This window comes from Roseateles sp. GW821-FHT09H11 (assembly GCF_059415845.1).
In genome coordinates this window covers 255,689-276,144 of the sequence record NZ_JBWKOA010000002.1, presented here as the reverse complement: position 1 = coordinate 276,144, position 20,456 = coordinate 255,689, and the positions used below count along the sequence as shown (strand labels likewise).

The window sequence follows — 20,456 nt, the reverse complement described above, 5'->3', positions numbered from 1 at the left end:
CCTTATTGCCCGGCCGCCGCCGGCTTCAGCGTCTCGGCCCACAACGCCGCCGCGCGCGCCGTGCCGTTCACCGTGAAGTGGCACCCGTTGCGCAGCGGCAGGCTGAGCGTGTCCGTGTCCGGCCCCGCGCGGAAGCCGCTGTCGGGAATGGCGAGCAGCTCGCGCACGGCCTCGCGCACCTGGCCGCCGTCGTGCGGCGGGCAATAGGTCGAACGCGCGATCCACCACGGCGCGTCGATGCCCCGCTGGGCCACGCCGGCGCGCAGCGCCGCCAGTGCGTCGCGGTAGTCGGCCATCGCCGTGCGGTCGCGTGCATCGGCTTCGCCCTGCTGCCACAGCACCGCGGCCACCGGCCAACGCGTGCCCTTGATGCGGTCCATCTGCGTCTGCCAGTAGCTGCGCAGCGCGCTGTTCGGCTCGGTCCATTCGGCGATGGAACTGCCGTCCACGGCCACCACTGCCCACACGATCGGATGGCCCTTCCATCGCCCGCCCAGTGCCTGATTCACCGCCGGCCAGATGCTGCCGCCGGTGCCGGTCGCGCCCGGCACCGGTGAACTCGCCAGACCGCAGCCACCCAGATGCAGCACCGGCATCGGCGGCACCGGTGCGGCGGCCGGCGGGATCGGGTCGGCGTGATTCGCGGCGTTGGACTGCCCCATCACCACGATCACCACGGGCTCCTCGTTCTTGAACACCGTGCCGCAGTCGGGTGCCGTCACCGGCATGTCGTGGATCGCGGCGATCCGTGCCGCCAGATCATCGGCGGGCGTCGAGGGCTTGCCGTTGCGCAGCATCGCGACGCCCGCCGCGATCATGCCGCCGCAGGACAGCAGCGCCACGGCGCCGATCGCCAGCGGGATCAGGGAATTCTTCCGTTCTTCGGTCATCAGGAGCGTCGTGCTGAGGAGAGTGAACGCGCATTGTCTCCGCATGCCTCGCTTCGAGCTTGGGGGCGCCGGTGCCCCTCGCAGCGAATGCCGAGCGTGAGGAGGCGATTGAGCGGAGAGGGGTACCGGCGCCCCCAAGCGGGCGGGGTGCGACGTGCGCAGTGCGCCTCAGCCCCCGGCGGGTGCGGGTGTCGACGTCTGCCGCCGCGCGCGATAGCGGTCGCGGATCCAGCGCATCCCTGGCTGTTCCACCAACGTCGTCAGCCCATGGGCGAGGGCCATCGACAGGGCCATCGTCAGCGCGATGGCGAGGTGCACCTCGACGCCCCAGGACTCGAGCCGCCGCAACACCGCCCAGCCGATGTTCTCGTGCAGCAGGTACAGCGTGTACGAGATCGCTCCCAGCCACAGCAGCACCCGATGCTCCAGCCAGGTCCAGCGCCCGCGCGCCGCGCCGAACAGCACCGCGTAGAACACCACTGCGAGTGCCGCGAGGCCCCAGTCCTCGACCAGCCCGATCACGAGGATCGCCGCCGCCGCCAGGGCCCAGTCCCAGGCGGACCCGGCGCCCCTGCGACTCAAGCGGTAGACCGTCACGCCGAGCGCGAACCAGCAGATGTAGGGCAGCAGCAGCCATCGCTGCCCGACCCAGGGCAGGTCGACGCCCCAGAAGCTCTTGGCCGCTGCATAGACCAGCCGCAGCGCCAGGCACGCGAAGAGGAAGTTCCGCAGGCCCGCCGCGCCGCCGAAGCGGAAGCTCAGCAGCGCCCAGGCGTAGAAGAGCAGCTCCACTTCCAGCGTCCAGTACACGCCGTCGACATGCGCCACGCCGAAGAAGCCCTGCACCATCGTCACGTTGACCAGCAGCACGTCCCAGCCCACCGTCTTGCCGGGCAGGCCGATCGCGTGGGTCAGCGCGAAGGTCAGCAGGATCGCGCCCCAGTACGCCGGATACAGCCGGCTGAAACGCGAGACGACGAAGTCCATCGGCCGCGCGGTGCGCTCCAGCGTCATGAAGATGACGAAGCCGCTGATCATGAAGAACAGGTTGACGCCCAGGTACCCGTACGGGAACGAGACCACCGGCGCCTGCGCGTGACCGAAGAGCTGGTCATAGCGCGTCGTGTAGTGGAACAGCACCACCGCCAGCGCCGCGATGCCACGCAGGGCATCGAGCTGCGCCAGGCGTGGAGCGGAACTCACACCAGGACCTCGGCCGCGCCGGGATGGCTCAGGAAGCCTTGCGGGCTCGCCGTGATGCCGTAGGCACCGGACTGGAAGACGACCACCAGATCCCCCGGCTCGGCGTGCGCCAGTGTCATGCGCTCGCCCAGCAGGTCCAACGGCGTGCACAGCGGCCCGACCACGGACACGCCCGGCTCGGCCTCGCCGCCGACGCGGTTGCCGATGGCGACCGGATAGTTCTTGCGGATCACCTGGCCGAAGTTGCCCGAGGCCGCCAGGTGGTGATGCAGGCCGCCATCGGTGACGAGAAAGACCTGACCCCGCGAGACCTTGCGGTCCACGACGCGGCACACGTAGACACCGGCCTCGCCGACCAGGTAGCGGCCGAGCTCGACGACCAGCTTCGCCTGCGGCAGCTCGACCGCGGCCCGCTCGATCAGCGCCGCGAGGTTGGCGCCGATGGTCGTCAGGTCCAGGCGCTGCTCGCCGGGGAAGTACGGGATGCCGAAGCCGCCGCCGAGGTTCAGCACCTTCACCGGCGCCGGTGCGTCCTTCGCCAGCCGCAGCGCGAGCTCGAAGCTCTTGAGCTGCGCCTCGACGATCGCCTCCGGCTTCAGGTTCTGCGAGCCGGCAAAGAGATGGAAGCCTTCGAAACCGAGGCCCGCCTCGCCGATGCGCGCGAGCAGTTCCGGCACCAGCTCGGCGTCGACGCCGAACTGCTTCGGACCGCCGCCCATTTTCATGCCCGAGGACTTCAGCTCGAAGTCCGGGTTCACGCGCACGGCGACGCGCGCCGCGTAGCCGGTCTCCGCGCACAGCGTGCGCAGCAGCTCGACCTCGCGGAAGGATTCCAGGTTGATCAGGATGCCGGCGGCCAGCGCCTGCTTCAGCTCCAGCACGCTCTTGCCGGGACCGGCGAAGCTGATCTCGCGCGGATCGGCGCCCGCGTCCAGCGCGACCTGCAGCTCTCCGGCCGAGGCGACGTCGATGCCGTCCACCAGCGTCGCGAGGTGCGCGACCAGCGCCGGCATCGGGTTGGCCTTCATCGCGAAGTGCAGCTCCAGCTTCGCGGGCATCGCGGCGCGGAGTTCCTCGACGCGACGCGTCAGCAGCGCGCGGTCATACGCGTAGAACGGCGTGCGGCCCACGCGGTCCGCGAGCCGCGTCAGCGGCTGGCCGCCGATCTGCAGCACGCCGTCGCGCGCGACGAACTGGTCCATCGTCGCGTGTTGCGGCGCGGCCTTGGCAGGCGCGGCGGGAGAGGTCTTGTCGTCGTTGTTCACGGCAGTCGTCACGAGGTTCTCACTGGGCTTCCTGCTTCGCCACCCATTCGGTGCTCAGCAGCTTGCGATCGATCTTGCCGTTGGGGTTGCGCGGCAGCGGGCCGGCCTTCTGCTCGACGCCGGCGGGAATCATGTAGGCCGGCATGCGCGCCTTGCACAGCGCCAGCAACGCGGCGCTGTCGAGGGTGTCGGCACCGGCCGGCGGCGTCGCGATCACCTGGATCGTCTGGCCCAGCGTCGCGTGGTCCACGCCGAAGGCCACGCATTCGCCCACCAGTTGCGTCGCGTACAGGATCTCCTCGACCTCGGTCGGGCTGACGCGGTAGCCGGAGGTCTTGATCATCTCGTCGCGCCGGCCGATGAAGTACAGGAAGCCTTCGGCGTCCATGCGCACGTTGTCGCCGGAGAAGACGGCGTACTCCGGCAGTTGCAGTCCGGCCTCGCGGCCCGCCGCGCCGGGCGGCAGCAGCTTGTAGCGCTCCGCCGTCTTCTCGGCGTCGTTCCAGTAGCCCATCCCGACCAGCGCGCCGCGGTGCACCAGTTCGCCGGGCTCGTCCGGCGCGCAGGGCGAGCCGTCCTCGCGCAGCACCAGGATCTCGGCGTTCGGGATCGCCTTGCCGATCGAATCGGGCCGGCGGTCGACCTCCTCCGGCGGCAGGTAGGTCGAGCGGAAGGCCTCGGTCAGGCCGTACATCAGGAAGGGCTGCGCCGACGGCACGCGCTGGCGCAGCAGGTTCAGCGTCTCGCGCGGCATGCGCCCGCCGGTGTTGGCGAAGTAGCGCAGCTGCTGGTCGATCGCCGCCGGCCACTCCAGCTGTGCGAGCTGGATGTACAGCGGCGGCACGGCTGTCAGGCCGGTGATGCGGTCGCGCTCCAGCGCCTTGAGCACGTCGCGCGGCATCAGGTAGTTCAGCAGCGACACCGACGCGCCCGCGTGGAAGGCCGTCGTCAGCTGGCTGAAGCCGGCGTCGAAGGACAGCGGCAGCGCGGCCAGCAGGCGATCCTCGGGTCGGTTGCGGAGGTAGCTCGCGACGCTCTTCGCGCCGGCCACCATGTTGCGGTGAGACAGCACCACGCCCTTGGGCCGGCCGGTCGATCCGGAGGTGTAGAGGATGGCCACCATGTCGTTGTCGATGACGCGATGCGCGGTCTGCGCCGGTGCGTCCAGCAGGTCGCTGTAACGGACCCAGCCGTCCGGCGACGCATCGGACGCCGCCGCAGACGACGCCTCAGACGACACATTCGGCGCGGGATCGACCACGACGACATGCCGCACCGATGGGCATTCGGCCAGCACCGTCCGCAGCGACGAGAAGCGGTCGCGCGAGGTGATCAGCACGCGCACGTCGCAGTCGCGCACGATGAAGCCGACCTGCTCCGGCTTGAGGATGGGGTTGACCGGCACGAACACGCCGCCCGCGGCCGGCGCCGCGAAACTGGCCACCACCGTCTCCAGCCGCTTGTCGAGGTAGATGCCGACACGCTCGGCCCGTTGCAGGCCCAGCGACAGCAGTCCGTTGGCCAGCGCGCGGACCTGCGCGGCGAGTCCGGCGTAGTCCAGCGCGCGGGCGCCGTCGCGCAGCGCCGGGGCCGCCGGATCGCGCTCGGCGCTGTGCCAGATCAGGTGCGGAAGCAGGTGGCTGTCGGTGGCGGCGGTCATGAAAAAAGTATCTCACGCGGTCCCCTGGCAATCCCGCACGAAGCCCGCCGGATCCCCTTGGATCCCCTTGGGATGAGGGGGCGCCCCAGGGGTTCCCCCAGAGGGCGACAGTTAAGATCCTCCCCGACCATGAACAGCCAACAACACCTGCTCGCCATCCTCGACGACGTCCTCAGCCTGGAAGGCCGGGCGAAGGACTTCACCGTCGACACCGCGCTGCTGGGCGCGATCCCGGAGCTCGACTCCATGGCGGTCGTCAGCCTGATCACCGCGCTCGAGGAACAGTTCGGCATCGTCGTCGACGACGACGAGATCGACGGCGCCACCTTCGCCACCGTCGGCGCGCTGCTCGACTTCGTGAACGGCAAGCTCGCCGCCTGACGGGCGCCGCGACCGCCGCGCCACCTGCCCATGGCCGCCGCCACCACGCCGCCCGCCCCATCCACGCCGTTCTTCCTGGATGACGGCGCGGGCGGACAGCGGCTGTGCGTCCACTACCCCGCGACCGGCGCCGCGCGCGGCCAGATCCTGCTCCTGCCGCCCTTCGCGGAGGAGATGAACAAGTCCCGCCGCATGATCGCCCTCGCCGCGCGCGCGTTCGCCGCCGCCGGCTTCGAGGTGCTGACGATCGACCTGCTCGGCTGCGGCGACAGCAGCGGCGACTTCGGCGACGCCAGTTGGTCGCACTGGCAGGACGATGTGCGGCTGGCGGTCGACTGGCTGGATGCACGCGCCTTGCCCGGTCCCACCGGTCCCGACGGCGTGAAGCCGCCGCTGTGGCTATGGGGCCTGCGCGCCGGCGCGCTGCTGGCGACCGCTGCCTTCGACGCGTTGGCCGATCGGCCGCTGCATCTGCTGCTCTGGCAGCCGCTGGCGGCCGGCAAGCTCCAGCTCCAACAATTCATGCGCCTGCGCGTCGCGGCCGACCTCATCGGTGGCCAGGCCAAGGGCGCTGTCCAGGCGATGCGCGACCAGCTCGCGCGTGGCGAGCCGGTCGAGATCGCGGGCTACCTGCTCGCGCCCGCGCTGGCCGAAGGCCTCGAATCCGCCCAGTTGAAGCCGTCGGCGCGTGTGCGCCGCGTCGCGTGGCTGGAGCTCTCGCCGCGCGAAGACGCGACGCTCACGCCCGCCGCGGCGATGGCCGTCGACGCCTGGACCGCGCAAGGCGCCGAGGTGCGCGCCGCCGTCTGCCAGGGCCCGTCGTTCTGGGCGACCACCGAGATCGAGGAAGCGCCGCGCCTGATCGAAGCCAGCCTCGCCGCGCTGAGCGCCGACGCGGACTTCGCGACTCGCCCGGTCGAGGCGGTGCCCGCATGAACGCGACCGCCGCACCCGCCCATCGCGACAGCGTGCTGCGCATCGACTGCGACGGCCAGGCGCTCGTCGGACTGCTGAGCGAGCCCGTCGTCGCGATCTCCGCCGCGTCGAACGCCGCATCCGCTTCAGCGTCCGCGTCGATGAACGCGCCCGCTCCCGATACCGGCGTGCTGCTGATCGTCGGCGGCCCGCAGTACCGCGTGGGCAGCCATCGCCAGTTCACGCTGCTCGGCCGCGCGCTGGCCGGCGCCGGCGTGCCCTGCCTGCGGCTGGACCACCGCGGCATGGGCGACGCGCAAGGCGAGCAACGCGACTTCGAACAGCTCGACGCCGACATCGCCGCCGCCATCGATGCCTGGCAGCGGGAACATCCGTCGCTGAAGCGCGTGGTGCTCTGGGGCCTGTGCGACGCCGCCTCCGCCGCCCTGCTCTACGTGCATCGCCGTCGCGACCCGCGTGTCGCCGGGCTGTGCCTGGCCAATCCCTGGGTCCGCACCGCGACCAGCCTGGCCCGCGCGCAGGTCAAGCACTACTACCTGGACCGCCTGCGCCAGCCGGCGTTCTGGCGCAAGCTGCTGAGCGGCCGCGTGGGCCTGGGCGCCGTGCGCGAGCTGCTGGGCAAGCTCGCGCAGAGCCGCGCGCCGGCACACGCCGCCGGCTCGTCGAGCGCGACAAGTCTGGTCGACACCCGCCACTACACCGAGCAGATGGCCGACGGCCTGCGCGCGTTCGGCGGCCCGGTGCTGCTGATCCTCTCGGGCGACGATGTCTGCGCCAATGAATTCCTGGACCGTTGCCGCGACGGCGGCCCCGCCTGGCAGGGCCTGCTGACCCGCCCCGGCCTGCGCCGCGAGGACCTGCCCGACGCGGACCACACCTTCTCGACCGCCGCCTGGCGCGCCCACGTCGAACGGCTGACCGCCGCCTTCGTGCGCGGCGTGCCCGCCGCCGCCTGACCGCCTGACCGGTACACCCGGCCCCACCGGAGCCCCGCCATGTCCGTCCCTGCTACCCCCGGCGCCCCTTGTGCCCCTTGTGCCCCCCGTGCCCCTGGCGCTTCTGAAGCGCCTCGCGCCCGCTGGCGCACCCTCGTGCTGGCGCTGGCCGGCGTCGTCGCCGCCCACGCCGCCGTCGCGCAGGGCACGGGCTGCGGCGGACTGGCCAACAACTACGGCCCGTACGACTACCGCCAGTACAAGGACGCGCCCGAGATCGACCCGGTGACCAGGCAGATGTCGCCGCTGCAGATGGTCGAGGGCGCCCACTTCATCGACACCTGCGAGGCGCTGGTCAAGTGCAAGCGCGGCACCATCGGCAGCGACATCGACTACACGCTGCGCGCCTTCCCCAACCACCATCGCGCGCTGGTCGCGATGATGCTCTACGGCGATCGCACCAAGCGCGACCAGCCGCCGGACGCGCTGTTCACCGTCGACTGCTACTTCAAGCGCGCGCTGGCCTGGAAGTCGGACGACGTCATCGTGCGCCTGATCTACGCCGGCTACCTGAACGGCAAGGGCAAGCCCGCGCCCGCCAAGGAGCAGCTGGAAGCGGCGTCCAAGCTGACCGGCGACAACGCCTTCTCGGTCTACAACGTAGGCATGGTCGCGCTGGACCTCAACCAGGTCGACCTGGCGGTCGAGTCCGCCCGCAAGGCCTACGGCGCCGGCATGACGCACCCGGTGCTGCGCCAGCGGCTGATGGCGATCAACCGCTGGCCCGCGGACATCGTGCTGCCCGGCGAAGCGGCCTCCGCGCCGGAGTCCTCGCCCGCATCCGCGTCAGCCGCGTCGGCGTCGGCCGCGGCGTCCGCCGCGTCGGCGCTCGAGTCCGGCGCGCCGGCCACCGCCCGCTGACCGGGAGGCCGCCGACTTGAGCCCGCCGCCCACCATGCTCGCGCCGCGACTGCCTGTCATCGGCTGGCGCACCTTCGCCGGCGCCGCGCACATCGACCAGCACAGCCTGCTCGACCATCCGCGCCACCTGTCGACCACCAGCGGCCGCGCGGCGATCCTGCTGGCCCTGGAATGCCTGGACGTCGGTCCCGGCGACCTGGTGCTGCTGCCGACCTACCACTGCCCGACGATGGTCTCGCCGGTGAAGACGCTCGGCGCCGATGCCGCCTTCTATCCGATCGACGAGCACGGCGCGCCACGACTGGACTGGCTCTCGGCCCACGTGCCGCCCGCCACCAAGGCACTGCTGGTGCCGCATTACTTCGGGCTGCCGCAGCCGATGGAAGCGGTGCGCGCCTGGTGCGACGCGCGCGGCATCGCGCTGATCGAGGACTGCGCGCACGCGATGTTCGGTCGCGCCGGCACGCGGCCGATCGGCTCCTGGGGCGACGTCGCCATCGCCAGCCTGACCAAGTTCTTCCCGACCCCCGAGGGCGGCATCCTCGCGCTCAACCGCGCCGACCTGACGATGCCGGCGCTGACGCCGGCCTCGCGGATCGACCAGGTCAAGGCCGGCTCCGACATCCTCCACATGGGCGCCGCGCACGACCGGCTGACCGGCCTGAACCGGCTGATCCGCGGCGCGTTCGCGCTCAAGAGCGCCCTGCGCCATCTGGTGAAGGGCCGGCCGGGCGGCGCGGACGCGACGCCGAGCCGCCATGGCGAACTCGACGAGGCCGAGGAGATCGACGCCAACATGGCGCTGATCGACCTGCCGCTGTCGCACCGCGCGCTGACGCGCGCCAGCGGATGGATCTCGCGGCGCGTGCCGCGGCGTCGCATCGTCGAGGCGCGCCGGCACCACTACGCGTTCTTCACCGAAGCCTTCCTGCGGCGCGAGGGCGTGTATCCGCTGCTGCCGACGCTGCCGGCGGACTGCGCGCCCTACGTCTTCCCGCTGTGGGTGCGCACGCCCGATCCGGGCTACGCCGAGATGCGCAAGCTCGGCGTGCCGGTGTCGCGCTGGGACCGGCTCTGGCCCGGCGTGCCGGCGCTGCCCGGCGACGCCGGCAAGTCGTGGTCGCACCACGTGCTGCAGCTCGCCTGCCACCAGGACCTCAGCGACGCCGACCTGCGCCGCATCGTCGAGCAGGTCGAGCGCCTCTTCATCGCGCCCGCGCGCTGAGGGCCAGGCAATGCGGCGCGTGCTCATGGTCTCCTTCCAGTTCCCGCCGATGGCGGGGACCAGCGGCGTGCAGCGCGCGTTGCGCTTCGCGCAGCAGCTGCCCGCGTCGGGCTGGACACCGAGCGTGCTGACCGCGCATCCCCGCGTGCATGCGCAGACCGGCACCGACCTTGTCGAGGAGATCCCGGCCGACCTGATCGTGCGCCGCGCCTTCGCGCTGGACGCCGCGCGGCACCTGTCGATCGCGGGCCGTTATCCCGGTTTCCTGGCGCGCCCGGACCGTTGGCACAGCTGGCTGCTCGGCGCCGTGCCGGCCGGCCTGAAGCTGATCCGCGAGACCCGCCCCGACGCGATCTGGAGCACCTACCCGATCCCGACCGCGCATCTGGTCGGTGACTGGCTGTCCCGTCTCAGCGGCCTGCCCTGGGTCGCCGACTTCCGCGATCCGATGGCCCACGACGGGTATCCCGCCGACCCGGTGCTGTGGCAGCGCTTCGCGGCGGTCGAGCGCAAGGTCTTCGCGCGCGCGGCGCGATTCACCTTCACGACACCGGGTGCTGCGCGCCTTTATGCGAAGCGCTTCCCCGCCGCCGCCGACCGCATCCGCGTGATCGAGAACGGCTACAGCGAGGACGCGTTCCGGCAGGCTGAACAGGCAGTGGGCGTGAGCGTGGGCGGCACCGGCCCGCGCGTGCTGCTGCACAGCGGCGTCGTCTATCCCGACTGGCGCAGTCCGGTGCGGCTGTTCGAGGCGCTGGCCGCCGCGAAGGCCGCGGGCCGCATCGATGCCTCCCGCCTGAAGCTGCGCCTGCGCGCGACCGCGCACGACGACTTCGTTCGCGAGCTCGCGCAGCGCCTGGGCGTGGCCGATCTGGTCGAGCTCGCGCCCCCAATCCCCTATGCCGACGCGCTCGCCGAGATGCTGCGCGCCGACGGCCTGCTGCTGCTGCAGTCGAACGACTGCAACGACCAGATCCCCGCCAAGGCCTACGAATACCTGCGCGCGCGCCGGCCGGTGCTGACGCTGGCCGATCCGGCCGGCGACACCGCGCAGCTGATGCGCCGCGCCGGCCTGCCGCACAACGCGGCGCTGGAAGACGGTCCCGGCGTGGCCGCCGTGCTCGACCGCTTCCTCGACGACCTGTTCCACGGCCGTGCCGCGCTGCCCGCGGCGCCGGCCATCGCCGCAGCCTCGCGCGAGTCCCGCAGCGGCGAACTCGCCCGCGTGCTCGACGAGGCCTGCGCCCCCCAGATGCCTACCGCCGAGGCCCGCCCATGACCCCGACGACTCCGCCTTCCCCGTCTTTCCCGCCTGCCTCGACGGCCTCCGCCGCCCTGCGCTGGACCCTGATCCCGCTGCCGCAGCCCGACGCGGCGGCCGCCTTCGCGCCGCATGCCGCCGCGTGGGACGCGCTGCAGGCGCGCGTGGCGGGCCTGCCGTTCCTGGAGAGCGCCTTCCTCGCGCCGCTGCTGAGCGTCTTCGGCACCGGCCGCGAACGGCTGGCGCTGCTCGGCGATCCGAAGGCTCCGCGAGCCGCCGCGATCGTCACGCCCGCAGGGACCGCGCAATGGGCCACCTTCCAGCCCTCGCAGCTGCCGCTGGGCGCCTGGTTGAGCGCCGGCGGCGAGGCCCTCGAGCCCTTGGCGGACGGCCTGCTGCGCGCGCTGCCACTGCCCGCGCTCGCGCTGGGCCTGACGCAGATCGACAGCCTGTTCCACCCTCGCCCTGCCGACGGCACGCGCTGGCGCGGACAGGACTACATCGACACCGCCTGGGTCGACCTGACCGGCGATTTCGCGACCTACTGGGAAGCGCGCGGCAAGAACCTGCGACAGAACCTGAAGAAGCAGCAGAAGAAGCTGGATACGGCGGGCACCGTCACGCGACTGGAGTGCCTGACGCGGCCCGAGGATGTCGCCCCCGCGCTGACGAACTACGGCCGGCTGGAAGCCAGCGGCTGGAAGGGTTCCGAAGGCACGGCGATCGCGCCGGGGCATCCGCAGTACGAGTTCTATCGCGCGATGCTGGAAGCCTTCGCGCGCGCCGGCCGGGTCCGGCTCTACCAGTACTGGTTCGACGACGCCGTCGTCGCGATGGACCTGTGCATCGAGTCGGGCGGCAAGATCGTGATCCTCAAGACCGCCTACGACGAGGCGCACAAGGCCGTGTCGCCGTCGACGCTGATGCGCCAGCTGAAGTTCCAGCAGCTGTTCGACGCGGCCGCGGCCGGCGGTCCGATCCGCCGCATCGAGTTCTACGGCAAGGTCATGGAGTGGCACACGCGCTGGACCGCCGACGCGCGTCCGGTCTATCACGCCACGCTGTACCGCTGGAGCTGGGTGCCGGCGCTCAAGCGCCTGCTGCGTCGCGGCGGCGCCGAACCCGGCGCCGATGCGGCGCAAGAGAGTGCGGCCAAGACGCCGGAGGCGGCCTCAGCAGGAATGCCGGAGGCGGCCTCAGCAGGAATGCCTGAGGCGGCTTCAGCAGCAATGCCGGAGGCGGCCTCTGCAGCAACGCCCGCTACGGCGATGGCATCGACATCGCCGACGCCTCCCCCGGCGCGCGCGGAGTCCGCGTCGTGAAGGCCGGTTCATGAGCAAGACCCCGTCCGTGCGCGGCGCGCTGGCCTGGTCCTTCGGCGAGCGCTACCTGAGCCTGCTGATCACCGTGCCGACCACGATGATCCTGGCGCGGCTGCTGACGCCGACACAGGTGGGCGTCTATTCGCTGTGCGCGGTGGTCACGAACCTGGCGTCCATCCTGCGCGACTTCGGCGTCAGCGAGTACCTCATCCAGGAGCGCGAGCTCGACCGCGAGAAGCTGCGCAGCGCCTTCACCATCACGCTGCTGATGGCCTGGAGCATCGCGCTGGTGATCCTGGGCGGCCGCTTCCTGCTGGCCGACTGGTACCACGAGCCGCTGCTGGCGGACCTGCTGCTGGTGCTGAGCCTCAACTTCGTGATGCTGCCGCTGGCGTCGCCCTCCTTCGCGCTGCTCAACCGCGAGATGGCCTTCCACCAGGTCTTCCTCGTGCAGGTCAGCGCCAACGCCGCCAACTCGGCCACCAGCATCGCGCTGGCCTGGAGCGGCCATGGCGCGATGAGCCTGGCCTGGGGCCCGGTGGTCGGCATCGCCGTGCAGGTGGCGATCCTCGTCTGGCTGCGGCCGCGCGACGCGCTGCTGATGCCGCGTCTGCGTGGCGCGGGCCGGCAGTTGCGCTTCGGCGCGATGTTCACCGGCTCGCGGCTGGTGGAATCGGGCTCGCGCAACGGCCATGAACTGATCATCGGCAAGGTCTTCGGCTTCACCTCGCTGGGGCTGTTCAGCCGCGCGACGGGGCTGATCGACCTGCTCGGGCAGACGGTGAGCTCGGCCATCCTGCGCGTCGCGACGCCCGCGCTGGCGGCGGACCACCGCGCCGGCCACAGCCTGGTCGGACCGTACGCGAAGGGCACGGCCATCTTCACCGGCATCGCCTGGCCCTTCATGGGCGGCGTGGCGCTGATGTCGGGCGACATCATCGCGCTGCTGTTCGGCCCGCAATGGCACGAGGCCGCGCCGCTGGCCACGCTGCTCGCTCTGGCCGGCCTGCCCTACGCGCTGACGATGCTGGCGCCCAACGCGCTGGCGGCCACCGGCCAGATCCGCCGCCGGCTGTCGGTGGCGCTCTGGTACGGACCGACGCACCTGGCCTGCGTCGGGATGGCCGCGTTCTGGAACCTGCACGCGGTGGCGGCGGTGTTCGTCATCGGCAACCTCGTGCAGGTCGCGATGTACACGCGCCACCTGACCGAAGTGCTGAAGGCCACGCCGCGCGAGCTGTTCGCGCCCAGCTGGGTCAGCGTGCAACTGACCTTGGGCTGCTGTGCCGGCCTCGGGCTGGCGCAACTGGCCAGCCACGAGTTGAGCCTGCCGTTGATCCCGCGCATCGTCCTGTGCGTCGTCGCCGGCGCCGGTGCGTGGCTGGCCTGCGCCGCGCTGCTGCGGCATCCGGCGATGACCGAGGTCCGTCGCGCCCTGACCCATCTGCGGAGCCGCCATGCCTGAGCTGACACCGTCCCTGGCCGTGCCCGCCACCGCCGCGCCGATCCGCCCCGGCGAGGCGCTGCGCTGGGCGATGTTCCGCGCGCTGGAGCGCCTCAGCGACCTGCGCGGCAACAACACGCTGGGCGCGTTCTCGGTGACGCCGGCCGACGCGTCGGGTCCGGCGCTGTGGTTCTACGTGACGACGATCGGCGAGCTCAACGCGGTCGCGCCGATGATCGAGTGGCTGATCGCGCAGCGGCCCGACCTGCGTCCGGTGCTGATCACCGAGCATCCGCACTACCGCGACGCCTACCTGGCCCGGCTGCCGCAGGCGGTGGTCTGCACCAGCCGCGGCCACAGCGCCGATGCGCGCCGGCTCGCCCGCCTGCTGCCGCCGGCGATGCTGGCCGTGGCGGAGATCCCCTGCCTGCCGTCGGAGGCGCCCTGCCGCTTCTCCTATGCCTTCCTGCGCGAGGCGCGCCGCCACAACGCGGCCACGCTGATGCTCAATGGCTGGCTCTACCACTACGACCCGCCGGCGCGGCTGGACCAGATGGAGCGCCGGCTGCTGGAGCGCGACTTCCTGAACGCCTTCGACGTGCTGTGCGTGCAGGACGCCGAGACCGCGCGACAGCTCGAGGCGCGCGGCGCGCCGCGCGAGCGGCTGCAGGTGACGGGCAACATGAAGTTCGACGCGATGCGCCGCGCCGACTGGGGCGTCGAGCAGGCCACGCGCAGCCCGCGACTGCTCGGCCATCTGCTCGCGTCGGCCCGGCCCATCGTGGTCGGCGGCTGCGTCACCGAGCTCGCCGAGCAGCATCAGGTGCTGGCCGCCTTCGAACGGCTGCGGCGCACGCATCCCGACGCGCTGCTGATCCTGGCGCCGCGGCATCCGGAGAACCTGGAGCGCATGGGCGAGTTGCTGGGCCAGCTCGGCGAGGCGGGACTGCGGGTCACGCGGCGCTCGCAGATCGAGGACGCGCCGCTCGCAGTCGACGTGCAATGCCTGGTGCTGGACACCGTCGGCGAGCTGCGGGACTTCTACGCGGCGGCGACCGTCGCGCATGTGGGCGTGGACCACAACGTGCTGGAGCCGTTGGGGCTGAACAAGCCGCTGACGATCCGCGGCGGCTGGGACACGACCTACCCGTCCTATCCGGTCTACCGCCTGCTGCGCGATCGCGGCGTGCTGCACGAGTGCGACGACGCGGCCTCGATGTGCGACTACTGGCTGGCCGCGATCGAACGCGCGCCGCGCATCGCCGACGACCTGCAGCGCACCGAAGACGCGCTGGCGTCGATGCGGGGCTCGGTGGCCCGGCACCAGGCCGCGTGCGCGGCCCGGATCGGGCGCTGAGCGGCCGGTGCAGTCCTGGTCCGCCGGACCGATGGACCCACTCAAGCGTTCTGCTTCAACGCGTCGCGCGTCGCTTCCAGCAGCGCGCGGCCGTTCAGCGCGTCGGGCTCGAGGTGGTTGCCCTCGGCCCATTCGTTCCAGGCGTTGATGAACACCACCTGACGCTGCGGCGGCTGGTGCTTGCGCGTCCACGCGAGCGCGGCCTCGAGCCAGCGGCGATACCGCTGCGGCGTGCTGTTCATGAGAATCGTCGCGCCCCCCGAGGAGCGCCGCGCGCTGTTGTCGAAGCCGGGACTGACGCAGCGCAGGAACGGATAGTCCGGCGCCGGCTTGGCCAGCACGCCGTCGACCATCCGGTCGTAGTCGAAGAAGTTGTGCTGGCCGTAGGCCTTGGGCAGCAGGCCCAGCGCCATCGCCAGGCGCGACTTCCAGCCGGTGAAGTGCTTGCCGCCCAGGCGCCGCCAGTCCGGTGCGAACTCGATGGACAGGTCCAGCCCGACCTCGCGCGGATCGGCGCCGGAGCCGGTGCCGCTCCATTCGAACTGGGCCAGCGTCAGCTCCCCGACGCCCTCCTCGCGCGCGATGCGGCGCCACGTCGCCAGCGTGCGCCGCGGATCGGGCAGGTGGTCGACCTTGTAGACGATGAACAGCGGCTTGCCGTCGATGCGGATGTAGCGCGGATCACGGAAGTGCGGCAGCAGCGTGCGGATGTGCGCCTCGTCGTCCTCGTCCGAGTAGCGCTGCTCGATCAGCATCTCCCGGTCCTTGCCGTTCCAGGCGCGGGTCCAGTTCTCGTTGGCCCAGGCCAGGCAGTAGGGGAAGTCGGGCTCGCCGCTGGCGCGGATCTCCTCGATCGGGCGCTCCATCAGGCGCTCGCCGGTGAACCAGTAGTGGTAGTAGCAGAAGCCGCCGATGCCGTGCTCGCGGGCCAGCTCGGCCTGCGCGGCGCGCGCCTCGGGCAGGCGCAGGTCGTAGAACCCGAGCTCGCCCGGCAGGCGCGGCTGGTAGTGGCCCTTGTACAGCGGCTTGGCCTTGGCGACGTTGCGCCACTCGGTGAAGCCCTTGCCCCACCAGGCGTCGTTCTGACGGAACGGGTGAAACTGCGGCAGCACGATGGCGATGGCGAGCGGGTTCTCCGCGGAGGAGGCCGGCGTCGACGACGCGTGCGCGTCCGCGTGGTCCGCCACATGGTCCGGCGTGGCGAGGGAATCGGGCGTCATGCGGTTCATCGGGAAACGAGGGCTTGGAGCGCCTCGCGCCATTGGGCGGCGATGGCACGCGTGGAGTAGTCGCGCTCGATGGCGGGCATCGCGGCACGCGCGCGGGCGGCCAGCGGCGCCGGATCGGCGATGTGGTCGGCCAGGTGGTCCCAGTCGTCCAGCGCGCAGTGCGCGCGCCACGGCTGGTAATCGGGCAAGGGGTCGGCCATCACCGGCACGCCCTGGGCGAGCGCCAGCAGCATGCGGTTGTTGCTCTTGGCCATCGTGAAGGCGGTCATGCGGGTGGGCAGCAGCACCAGGTCCTGCTCGCCGAGCAGCGACAGGAAATGCAGCCGGTCCCAGGGCCGATAGCGATGCGCAAAGGCGGCGCGGCCGAGCAGCTCGCGATAGCGTTGCTCGGAGTTGCTGACCACCGTCAGCCGCAGCGGCTGACGCCGCGAGGCGGCCTCCAGCAGCGGCAGCAGCGGCTCGAGCTCGGCCATGCCGCCGGTCGCGTAGGCGCTGCCGTGATTGCCGAACCACACCAGTTGACGGGCGACACGGCGCTGCGCGCGGTGCTCGCGCAACTCGCGCCAGGCGCGCCACTGACCGCGCCAGCGGCCGGGATGCATGCGGTGCGGCCAGGATTCGAAGTCGCGCGCGGCGGCGGGCGTCTCGACCGGATCGCCGACGACCCGCACCGGCGCGGCGGCACGCAGGTCGGCGGGCAGCTCCGCCTCCAGCAAGGGTTTCAGGCCCGGCGACGACACGGTGAACAACGCGAACAGCGGCAGCGCCTCGCGGTAGGCGGTCAGCAGCTCGGCCCGGGCGGGGTCGCCGGACTCGTTCAGGAAGTAGTTGTCGAAGCTGTCCAGCACCAGCCGGACGCCGCGTTCACGGGCCTGGGCCAGACGCCGGGTCCGGTCGCGCAGCGCGGCCGGCGAGCCGGCATCGAGCAGCCATTTCGCCTGGACCACCAGCACGCCGTCAGCGGGCAGCGGTTGCGTGTCCGGCGCCGGATCCAGCACGCGCGAGACCAGACCCGAGCGGCGCAATTCGCGGCTCGGCATCAGGCAGCGCAGGCGCACGCCGGCGTAGGCCGGGTTCAGCGCGTGAGGCATCCAGTGAATCTGCAAACCGGCTCCAGCGCCCGCCTCCGGCGGCGGGCAGGCCGCGATTGTGCGGCATGGTCGGAAGCCTCCCCCCGAAGCGCGGCCCTCCAAGTGGGTGGGGTCGGGGACGGGTGCGCCGACGCATTTCCACGCCAGAATCCGCCGGGGGAATTCCACGCCGCGTGGACGCCCCTTCCCTTGCCTCCTGGCCGCTTCGCCGGTCCGTACACAACGATGACGACGAGCCCCGCCACCTTCCTTTCCACTGGTCAACCGGTGCTGCCCGGTCTCTCCGCCGACGTCCCGGCCGCGCAACGCGACGCCGCGTGGCAGACGCTGCTGTCGGCGACCGATCCGGCGCCGGCGCTGGCGCAGGTCGGCGGACGCTTCTCGGTGGCATGGCGGCAGCCCGGCGGGCGCACGCTGCTGGCGACGGACCGCTTCGGCATCGAGCCGCTGTGCTACCGCATCGTCGGGCACGACCTGCAGTTCGCGACCCGCGCGGACGACCTGGCCGGCGACGACGTCGACCTCGACCCGCAGGCGCTGTTCGACTACCTCTACTTCCACGTCATCCCGTCGCCGCGGACGGTGTTCCGCAACATCTTCCGGCTGCCTCCGGGGCACGTCGCGATCTTCGAGCGCGGCGAGCTGCGCGTGACGCCGTACTGGACGCCAACCTTCCGCGCCGATCCGTCGCCCCGGCTCGAGGACCTGAAGGTCGAGTTCAAGGAGATCCTGCAGCGCTCCGTGCAACGGGCGATGCACGCGCCGGACGCGGCCTGCTTCCTGAGCGGCGGCACGGACAGCTCCACGGTCGCAGGCATGTTGAGCCGCGTGGCGGGGCGGTCGGCGGACACCTACTCGATCGGCTTCGAAGCCGAGGGCTACGACGAGATGGCCTTCGCGCGCATCGCGGCCAAGCACTTCGGCTGCCGGCATCACGAGTACTACGTGACGCCGAAGGACCTGGTCGACGGGATCGCCAAGGTCGCGACGCATTACGACCAGCCCTTCGGCAACAGCTCGGCGCTGCCGGCCTACTACTGCGCGCGCCGGGCCCACGACAACGGCGTGCGGCACCTGCTGGCCGGCGACGGCGGGGACGAGCTCTTCGGCGGCAACACGCGCTATGCGAAGCAGACGGTGTTCTCCTGGTACGGCAGCGTGCCGGGTCCGCTGCGCGACTTCGTGCTGCAGCCCGTGTTCGGCTCGCCGATCGGCAAGCTGCCGCTGCTGAAGAAGGGCGCCAGCTACATCGACCAGGCGCGGGTGCCGATGCCGGACCGGCTGCAGAGCTACAACCTGCTGACGCGGCTGGGCATGGCGGACGTGCTGGAGACGGACTTCCTGCGCCGCGTGGATCCCCTGGGACCGCAGAAGCAGCAGCGCCAGGTGTGGGGCGGGCTGAAGACCGGCAAGCTGGTGGACCGGATGCTGGCTTTCGACTGGCGCTACACGCTGGCGGACACCGACCTGCCCAAGGTCGTGGGCACGACGCGGCTGGCGGGGACCTCGGTCGGTTTCCCGATGCTGGACGACGAACTGCTGGCCTTCTCCGAGCGTCTGCCGGCGGACTACAAGCTCAAGGGGCTGCAGCTGCGCTGGTTCTTCAAGGAGGCGCTGCGCGGCTTCCTGCCCGACGAGATCATCGTCAAGAAGAAGCAGGGCTTCGGCCTGCCCTTCGGTGTCTGGGCCACGCGCGACGCCAACCTGCGCGCGCTGGCGGAGGACTCGCTCGGCAGCCTGGCCACGCGCGGCATCGTCCGCCCGCAGTTCATCCAGAGCCTGCTCAAGGATCGGCTGCCGGAACACCCCGGGTACTACGGCGAGATGGTGTGGATCCTGATGATGCTGGAGCAGTGGCTCAGGGGGCGGCGGCCGAATTACCGCGTCTGAGTCTGCCGCCTTTCGGACTCTCGGACTTTCGGGCCGCCGGACGTCACGACACCAGCACAGGGAAGTCCGGGGGCTGCCCCGTCAGGACGGGTGGCGACACGTCGTCCGGGTCCCCTCGAAAGTCCATGATCGGATCCAGCGACAGCAGCCAATCCGCGGCGCGCTGGTTCTCGAAGGCGAAGCCCAGGCCGCGCCAGATGATGCCGCGAGCCACCAGTCCGTCGAGGGCCGACTCGATGTCCTCCCGCGCAGGATCCGGGGCCTGGGGAACACCCAGCAGCATCTCCAGGACTGCCGCGGTGCGTCGACGGCACCACGTGGCGTGCGGCGAGAAGCGAGGCCCGGTTTCCGCCATCACACGCAGCAACGCCAGTTCCAGGTCGGCGAGCGATCGAAGCTTCGCGACGAACTCACCCTTTCCCTCGGCAGCACGATCAGCGACCAGCAACTGGAACAGTTGATCGGCCGCGCCTTCCGATCGGATGTCGGTCTCTCCCAATTGCCTACAGACATCCATCAGTTCGCGAGGACGATGCAGCAGCAGCTCAAAGCCCTTGACCATCAGTTCCGGGTTCAGCCTCAGCAGGCCCGGTAACTGTTCCCTGAGCCAGAAGACGAACCCGGTTCCGAGATGGGGCAGATCCCGTACCGTGGCGTCGTAGAACGCCTCTTCCTTGGAGGACAGCAGTTTCCTCAGCTTGTGCGTGTGCGATCCCGTCGCCACGACGCGCACGCCGGTTCCTCGGCCGATGTTCAGGTGGTCCGAACTGCGCATGAGGGCAAAGAGCACGTTGCGCCCGTGCTCCGTGGACTGGCTGCGCTGCACCTCGTCCATGACGATGACCAGACGCTTCCCGGCCTTCTGCGAGAGCGCCTTTAGCACGTCGAGCACACCGTCCGTGTAGACCGCCTGGGCCTGGGCCACATTCATCTCGAGGCCGCCCAACCGGATGTTCGTGAGCCCGAGGCTCCGAGCCGCGCGCAAAACCACGCCATCGAAGCGCTGCAGCTCCGTCCTCAGCGCGTGCAGGATCGCCTGTCCGGGCTCCGCATTCCGATAGGCCGCCAGATCGATATGGACGACGTGTACGTCGTGCTCGGCGTACAGCATCGGGAGCAGATCTTCGCGGACGAATGTGCTCTTGCCGGTGCGACGTGGACCGGTGAGCAGCAATCCCGACTCGCGAGGGCGCGACATCAGGTCATTCGCGATCTGGGACGCCAACTGACGACGGGGAAAGAGCAGACCCGAGTCGTCAATGTCGAGATCGGAAGATTCCGGAACGCACTGACTGACCGGGAGCGGAATTTGAAGCATGGATCACCTCCAGACCACAAATTCTTAGCCCGTCCGAACACGTCGAAATTCAACGGGGCCGGCGAAACGGGGTCAGTCGTTGCGCCGCGCCCACGAACTGGCGGGAATCTTTTGGGGGGTGTTTGTCC

Annotated in this window: 17 protein-coding genes; 10 read left to right on the top strand and 7 right to left on the bottom strand. The window is 71.1% G+C overall.

Annotated elements, in window-relative coordinates; all coding sequences use genetic code 11:
• Positions 1 to 2: 2 nt before the first annotated feature.
• From AC07PR_RS08325 to AC07PR_RS08310, 4 genes are all read right to left on the bottom strand, one after another.
• Positions 3 to 890 (bottom strand): sialate O-acetylesterase, encoded by an 888-nt coding sequence (locus tag AC07PR_RS08325; protein ID WP_495134997.1) that lies wholly within the window; start codon positions 888 to 890, stop codon positions 3 to 5.
• A gap of 168 nt (positions 891 to 1,058) precedes the next feature.
• Positions 1,059 to 2,093, bottom strand: a complete 1,035-nt coding sequence (locus AC07PR_RS08320) for an acyltransferase family protein (RefSeq protein ID WP_495134996.1) — start codon at positions 2,091 to 2,093, stop codon at positions 1,059 to 1,061.
• Positions 2,090 to 3,295: a pyridoxal-dependent decarboxylase, exosortase A system-associated gene (locus AC07PR_RS08315; protein WP_495135300.1), complete on the bottom strand. Its 1,206-nt coding sequence runs from the start codon at positions 3,293 to 3,295 to the stop codon at positions 2,090 to 2,092. The genes AC07PR_RS08320 and AC07PR_RS08315 overlap by 4 nt, the downstream gene beginning before the upstream one ends.
• Positions 3,296 to 3,377: 82 nt before the next feature.
• Positions 3,378 to 5,018 carry an acyl-CoA ligase (AMP-forming), exosortase A system-associated gene (locus AC07PR_RS08310; protein WP_495134995.1) on the bottom strand — a complete coding sequence of 547 codons (1,641 nt, stop codon included), beginning with the start codon at positions 5,016 to 5,018 and terminating at the stop codon, positions 3,378 to 3,380.
• A 129-nt stretch (positions 5,019 to 5,147) separates the two neighbouring features.
• Here AC07PR_RS08310 and AC07PR_RS08305 point away from each other — a divergent pair, with 129 nt between their 5' ends.
• From AC07PR_RS08305 to AC07PR_RS08265, 9 genes are all read left to right on the top strand, one after another.
• A complete protein-coding gene (locus AC07PR_RS08305) occupies positions 5,148 to 5,399 on the top strand; it encodes an acyl carrier protein (RefSeq protein WP_067274648.1) in 252 nt (83 codons plus the stop codon).
• Positions 5,400 to 5,429: 30 nt separating this feature from the next.
• Positions 5,430 to 6,335, top strand: a complete 906-nt coding sequence (locus AC07PR_RS08300; protein ID WP_495134994.1) for a hydrolase 2, exosortase A system-associated — start codon at positions 5,430 to 5,432, stop codon at positions 6,333 to 6,335.
• Positions 6,332 to 7,291, top strand: coding sequence for a hydrolase 1, exosortase A system-associated (locus AC07PR_RS08295; protein WP_483107067.1), 960 nt, complete (start codon positions 6,332 to 6,334; stop codon positions 7,289 to 7,291). The genes AC07PR_RS08300 and AC07PR_RS08295 overlap by 4 nt, the downstream gene beginning before the upstream one ends.
• A 135-nt stretch (positions 7,292 to 7,426) precedes the next feature.
• Positions 7,427 to 8,191 (top strand): tetratricopeptide repeat protein, encoded by a 765-nt coding sequence (locus tag AC07PR_RS08290; RefSeq protein ID WP_495134993.1) that lies wholly within the window; start codon positions 7,427 to 7,429, stop codon positions 8,189 to 8,191.
• Positions 8,192 to 8,207: 16 nt separating this feature from the next.
• On the top strand, positions 8,208 to 9,416 hold the full coding sequence (locus AC07PR_RS08285) for a DegT/DnrJ/EryC1/StrS family aminotransferase (protein ID WP_377153446.1): 1,209 nt from the start codon (positions 8,208 to 8,210) through the stop codon (positions 9,414 to 9,416).
• Between the two features lie 25 nt (positions 9,417 to 9,441).
• The gene (locus tag AC07PR_RS08280; protein WP_495135299.1) at positions 9,442 to 10,695 is read left to right on the top strand and encodes a glycosyltransferase; all 1,254 of its coding nucleotides are present in this window, start codon (positions 9,442 to 9,444) and stop codon (positions 10,693 to 10,695) included.
• Positions 10,692 to 11,999, top strand: coding sequence for a GNAT family N-acetyltransferase (locus AC07PR_RS08275; protein WP_495134992.1), 1,308 nt, complete (start codon positions 10,692 to 10,694; stop codon positions 11,997 to 11,999). The genes AC07PR_RS08280 and AC07PR_RS08275 overlap by 4 nt, the downstream gene beginning before the upstream one ends.
• Positions 12,000 to 12,009: 10 nt before the next feature.
• Positions 12,010 to 13,464: a lipopolysaccharide biosynthesis protein gene (locus AC07PR_RS08270; RefSeq protein ID WP_483107072.1), complete on the top strand. Its 1,455-nt coding sequence runs from the start codon at positions 12,010 to 12,012 to the stop codon at positions 13,462 to 13,464.
• Positions 13,457 to 14,800: a 3-deoxy-D-manno-octulosonic acid transferase gene (locus AC07PR_RS08265; RefSeq protein WP_495134991.1), complete on the top strand. Its 1,344-nt coding sequence runs from the start codon at positions 13,457 to 13,459 to the stop codon at positions 14,798 to 14,800. Before AC07PR_RS08270 ends, AC07PR_RS08265 begins: the two co-directional genes overlap by 8 nt.
• A gap of 41 nt (positions 14,801 to 14,841) precedes the next feature.
• On the opposite strand, the gene AC07PR_RS08260 is transcribed toward AC07PR_RS08265, so the two are convergent.
• Both AC07PR_RS08260 and AC07PR_RS08255 read right to left on the bottom strand, forming a co-directional pair.
• On the bottom strand, positions 14,842 to 16,020 hold the full coding sequence (locus tag AC07PR_RS08260) for a glycosyltransferase WbsX family protein (protein ID WP_495134990.1): 1,179 nt from the start codon (positions 16,018 to 16,020) through the stop codon (positions 14,842 to 14,844).
• 5 nt (positions 16,021 to 16,025) lie between these two features.
• Complete coding sequence (locus AC07PR_RS08255; RefSeq protein WP_377153430.1) at positions 16,026 to 17,120, bottom strand: hypothetical protein; 1,095 nt, start codon at positions 17,118 to 17,120, stop codon at positions 16,026 to 16,028.
• Positions 17,121 to 17,345: 225 nt separating this feature from the next.
• Here AC07PR_RS08255 and AC07PR_RS08250 point away from each other — a divergent pair, with 225 nt between their 5' ends.
• Positions 17,346 to 19,010: an asparagine synthetase B family protein gene (locus AC07PR_RS08250; protein ID WP_495134989.1), complete on the top strand. Its 1,665-nt coding sequence runs from the start codon at positions 17,346 to 17,348 to the stop codon at positions 19,008 to 19,010.
• A 43-nt stretch (positions 19,011 to 19,053) separates the two neighbouring features.
• On the opposite strand, the gene AC07PR_RS08245 is transcribed toward AC07PR_RS08250, so the two are convergent.
• Positions 19,054 to 20,328, bottom strand: coding sequence for an ATP-binding protein (locus tag AC07PR_RS08245; protein ID WP_495134988.1), 1,275 nt, complete (start codon positions 20,326 to 20,328; stop codon positions 19,054 to 19,056).
• Positions 20,329 to 20,456: the final 128 nt, after the last annotated feature.

What these genes read in the sequence shown, in the direction of transcription:
- AC07PR_RS08245 (WP_495134988.1), bottom strand. Translation starts at nt 20,328, where the DNA reads ATGCTTCAAATTCCGCTCCCGGTCAGTCAGTGCGTTCCGGAATCTTCC.
- AC07PR_RS08255 (WP_377153430.1), bottom strand. Translation starts at nt 17,120, where the DNA reads ATGCCTCACGCGCTGAACCCGGCCTACGCCGGCGTGCGCCTGCGCTGC.
- AC07PR_RS08325 (WP_495134997.1), bottom strand. Translation starts at nt 890, where the DNA reads ATGACCGAAGAACGGAAGAATTCCCTGATCCCGCTGGCGATCGGCGCC.
- AC07PR_RS08305 (WP_067274648.1), top strand. Translation starts at nt 5,148, where the DNA reads ATGAACAGCCAACAACACCTGCTCGCCATCCTCGACGACGTCCTCAGC.
- AC07PR_RS08315 (WP_495135300.1), bottom strand. Translation starts at nt 3,295, where the DNA reads ATGGACCAGTTCGTCGCGCGCGACGGCGTGCTGCAGATCGGCGGCCAG.
- AC07PR_RS08295 (WP_483107067.1), top strand. Translation starts at nt 6,332, where the DNA reads ATGAACGCGACCGCCGCACCCGCCCATCGCGACAGCGTGCTGCGCATC.
- AC07PR_RS08280 (WP_495135299.1), top strand. Translation starts at nt 9,442, where the DNA reads ATGGTCTCCTTCCAGTTCCCGCCGATGGCGGGGACCAGCGGCGTGCAG.
- AC07PR_RS08310 (WP_495134995.1), bottom strand. Translation starts at nt 5,018, where the DNA reads ATGACCGCCGCCACCGACAGCCACCTGCTTCCGCACCTGATCTGGCAC.
- AC07PR_RS08270 (WP_483107072.1), top strand. Translation starts at nt 12,010, where the DNA reads ATGAGCAAGACCCCGTCCGTGCGCGGCGCGCTGGCCTGGTCCTTCGGC.
- AC07PR_RS08300 (WP_495134994.1), top strand. Translation starts at nt 5,430, where the DNA reads ATGGCCGCCGCCACCACGCCGCCCGCCCCATCCACGCCGTTCTTCCTG.
- AC07PR_RS08250 (WP_495134989.1), top strand. Translation starts at nt 17,346, where the DNA reads ATGACGACGAGCCCCGCCACCTTCCTTTCCACTGGTCAACCGGTGCTG.
- AC07PR_RS08260 (WP_495134990.1), bottom strand. Translation starts at nt 16,020, where the DNA reads ATGACGCCCGATTCCCTCGCCACGCCGGACCATGTGGCGGACCACGCG.
- AC07PR_RS08275 (WP_495134992.1), top strand. Translation starts at nt 10,692, where the DNA reads ATGACCCCGACGACTCCGCCTTCCCCGTCTTTCCCGCCTGCCTCGACG.
- AC07PR_RS08265 (WP_495134991.1), top strand. Translation starts at nt 13,457, where the DNA reads ATGCCTGAGCTGACACCGTCCCTGGCCGTGCCCGCCACCGCCGCGCCG.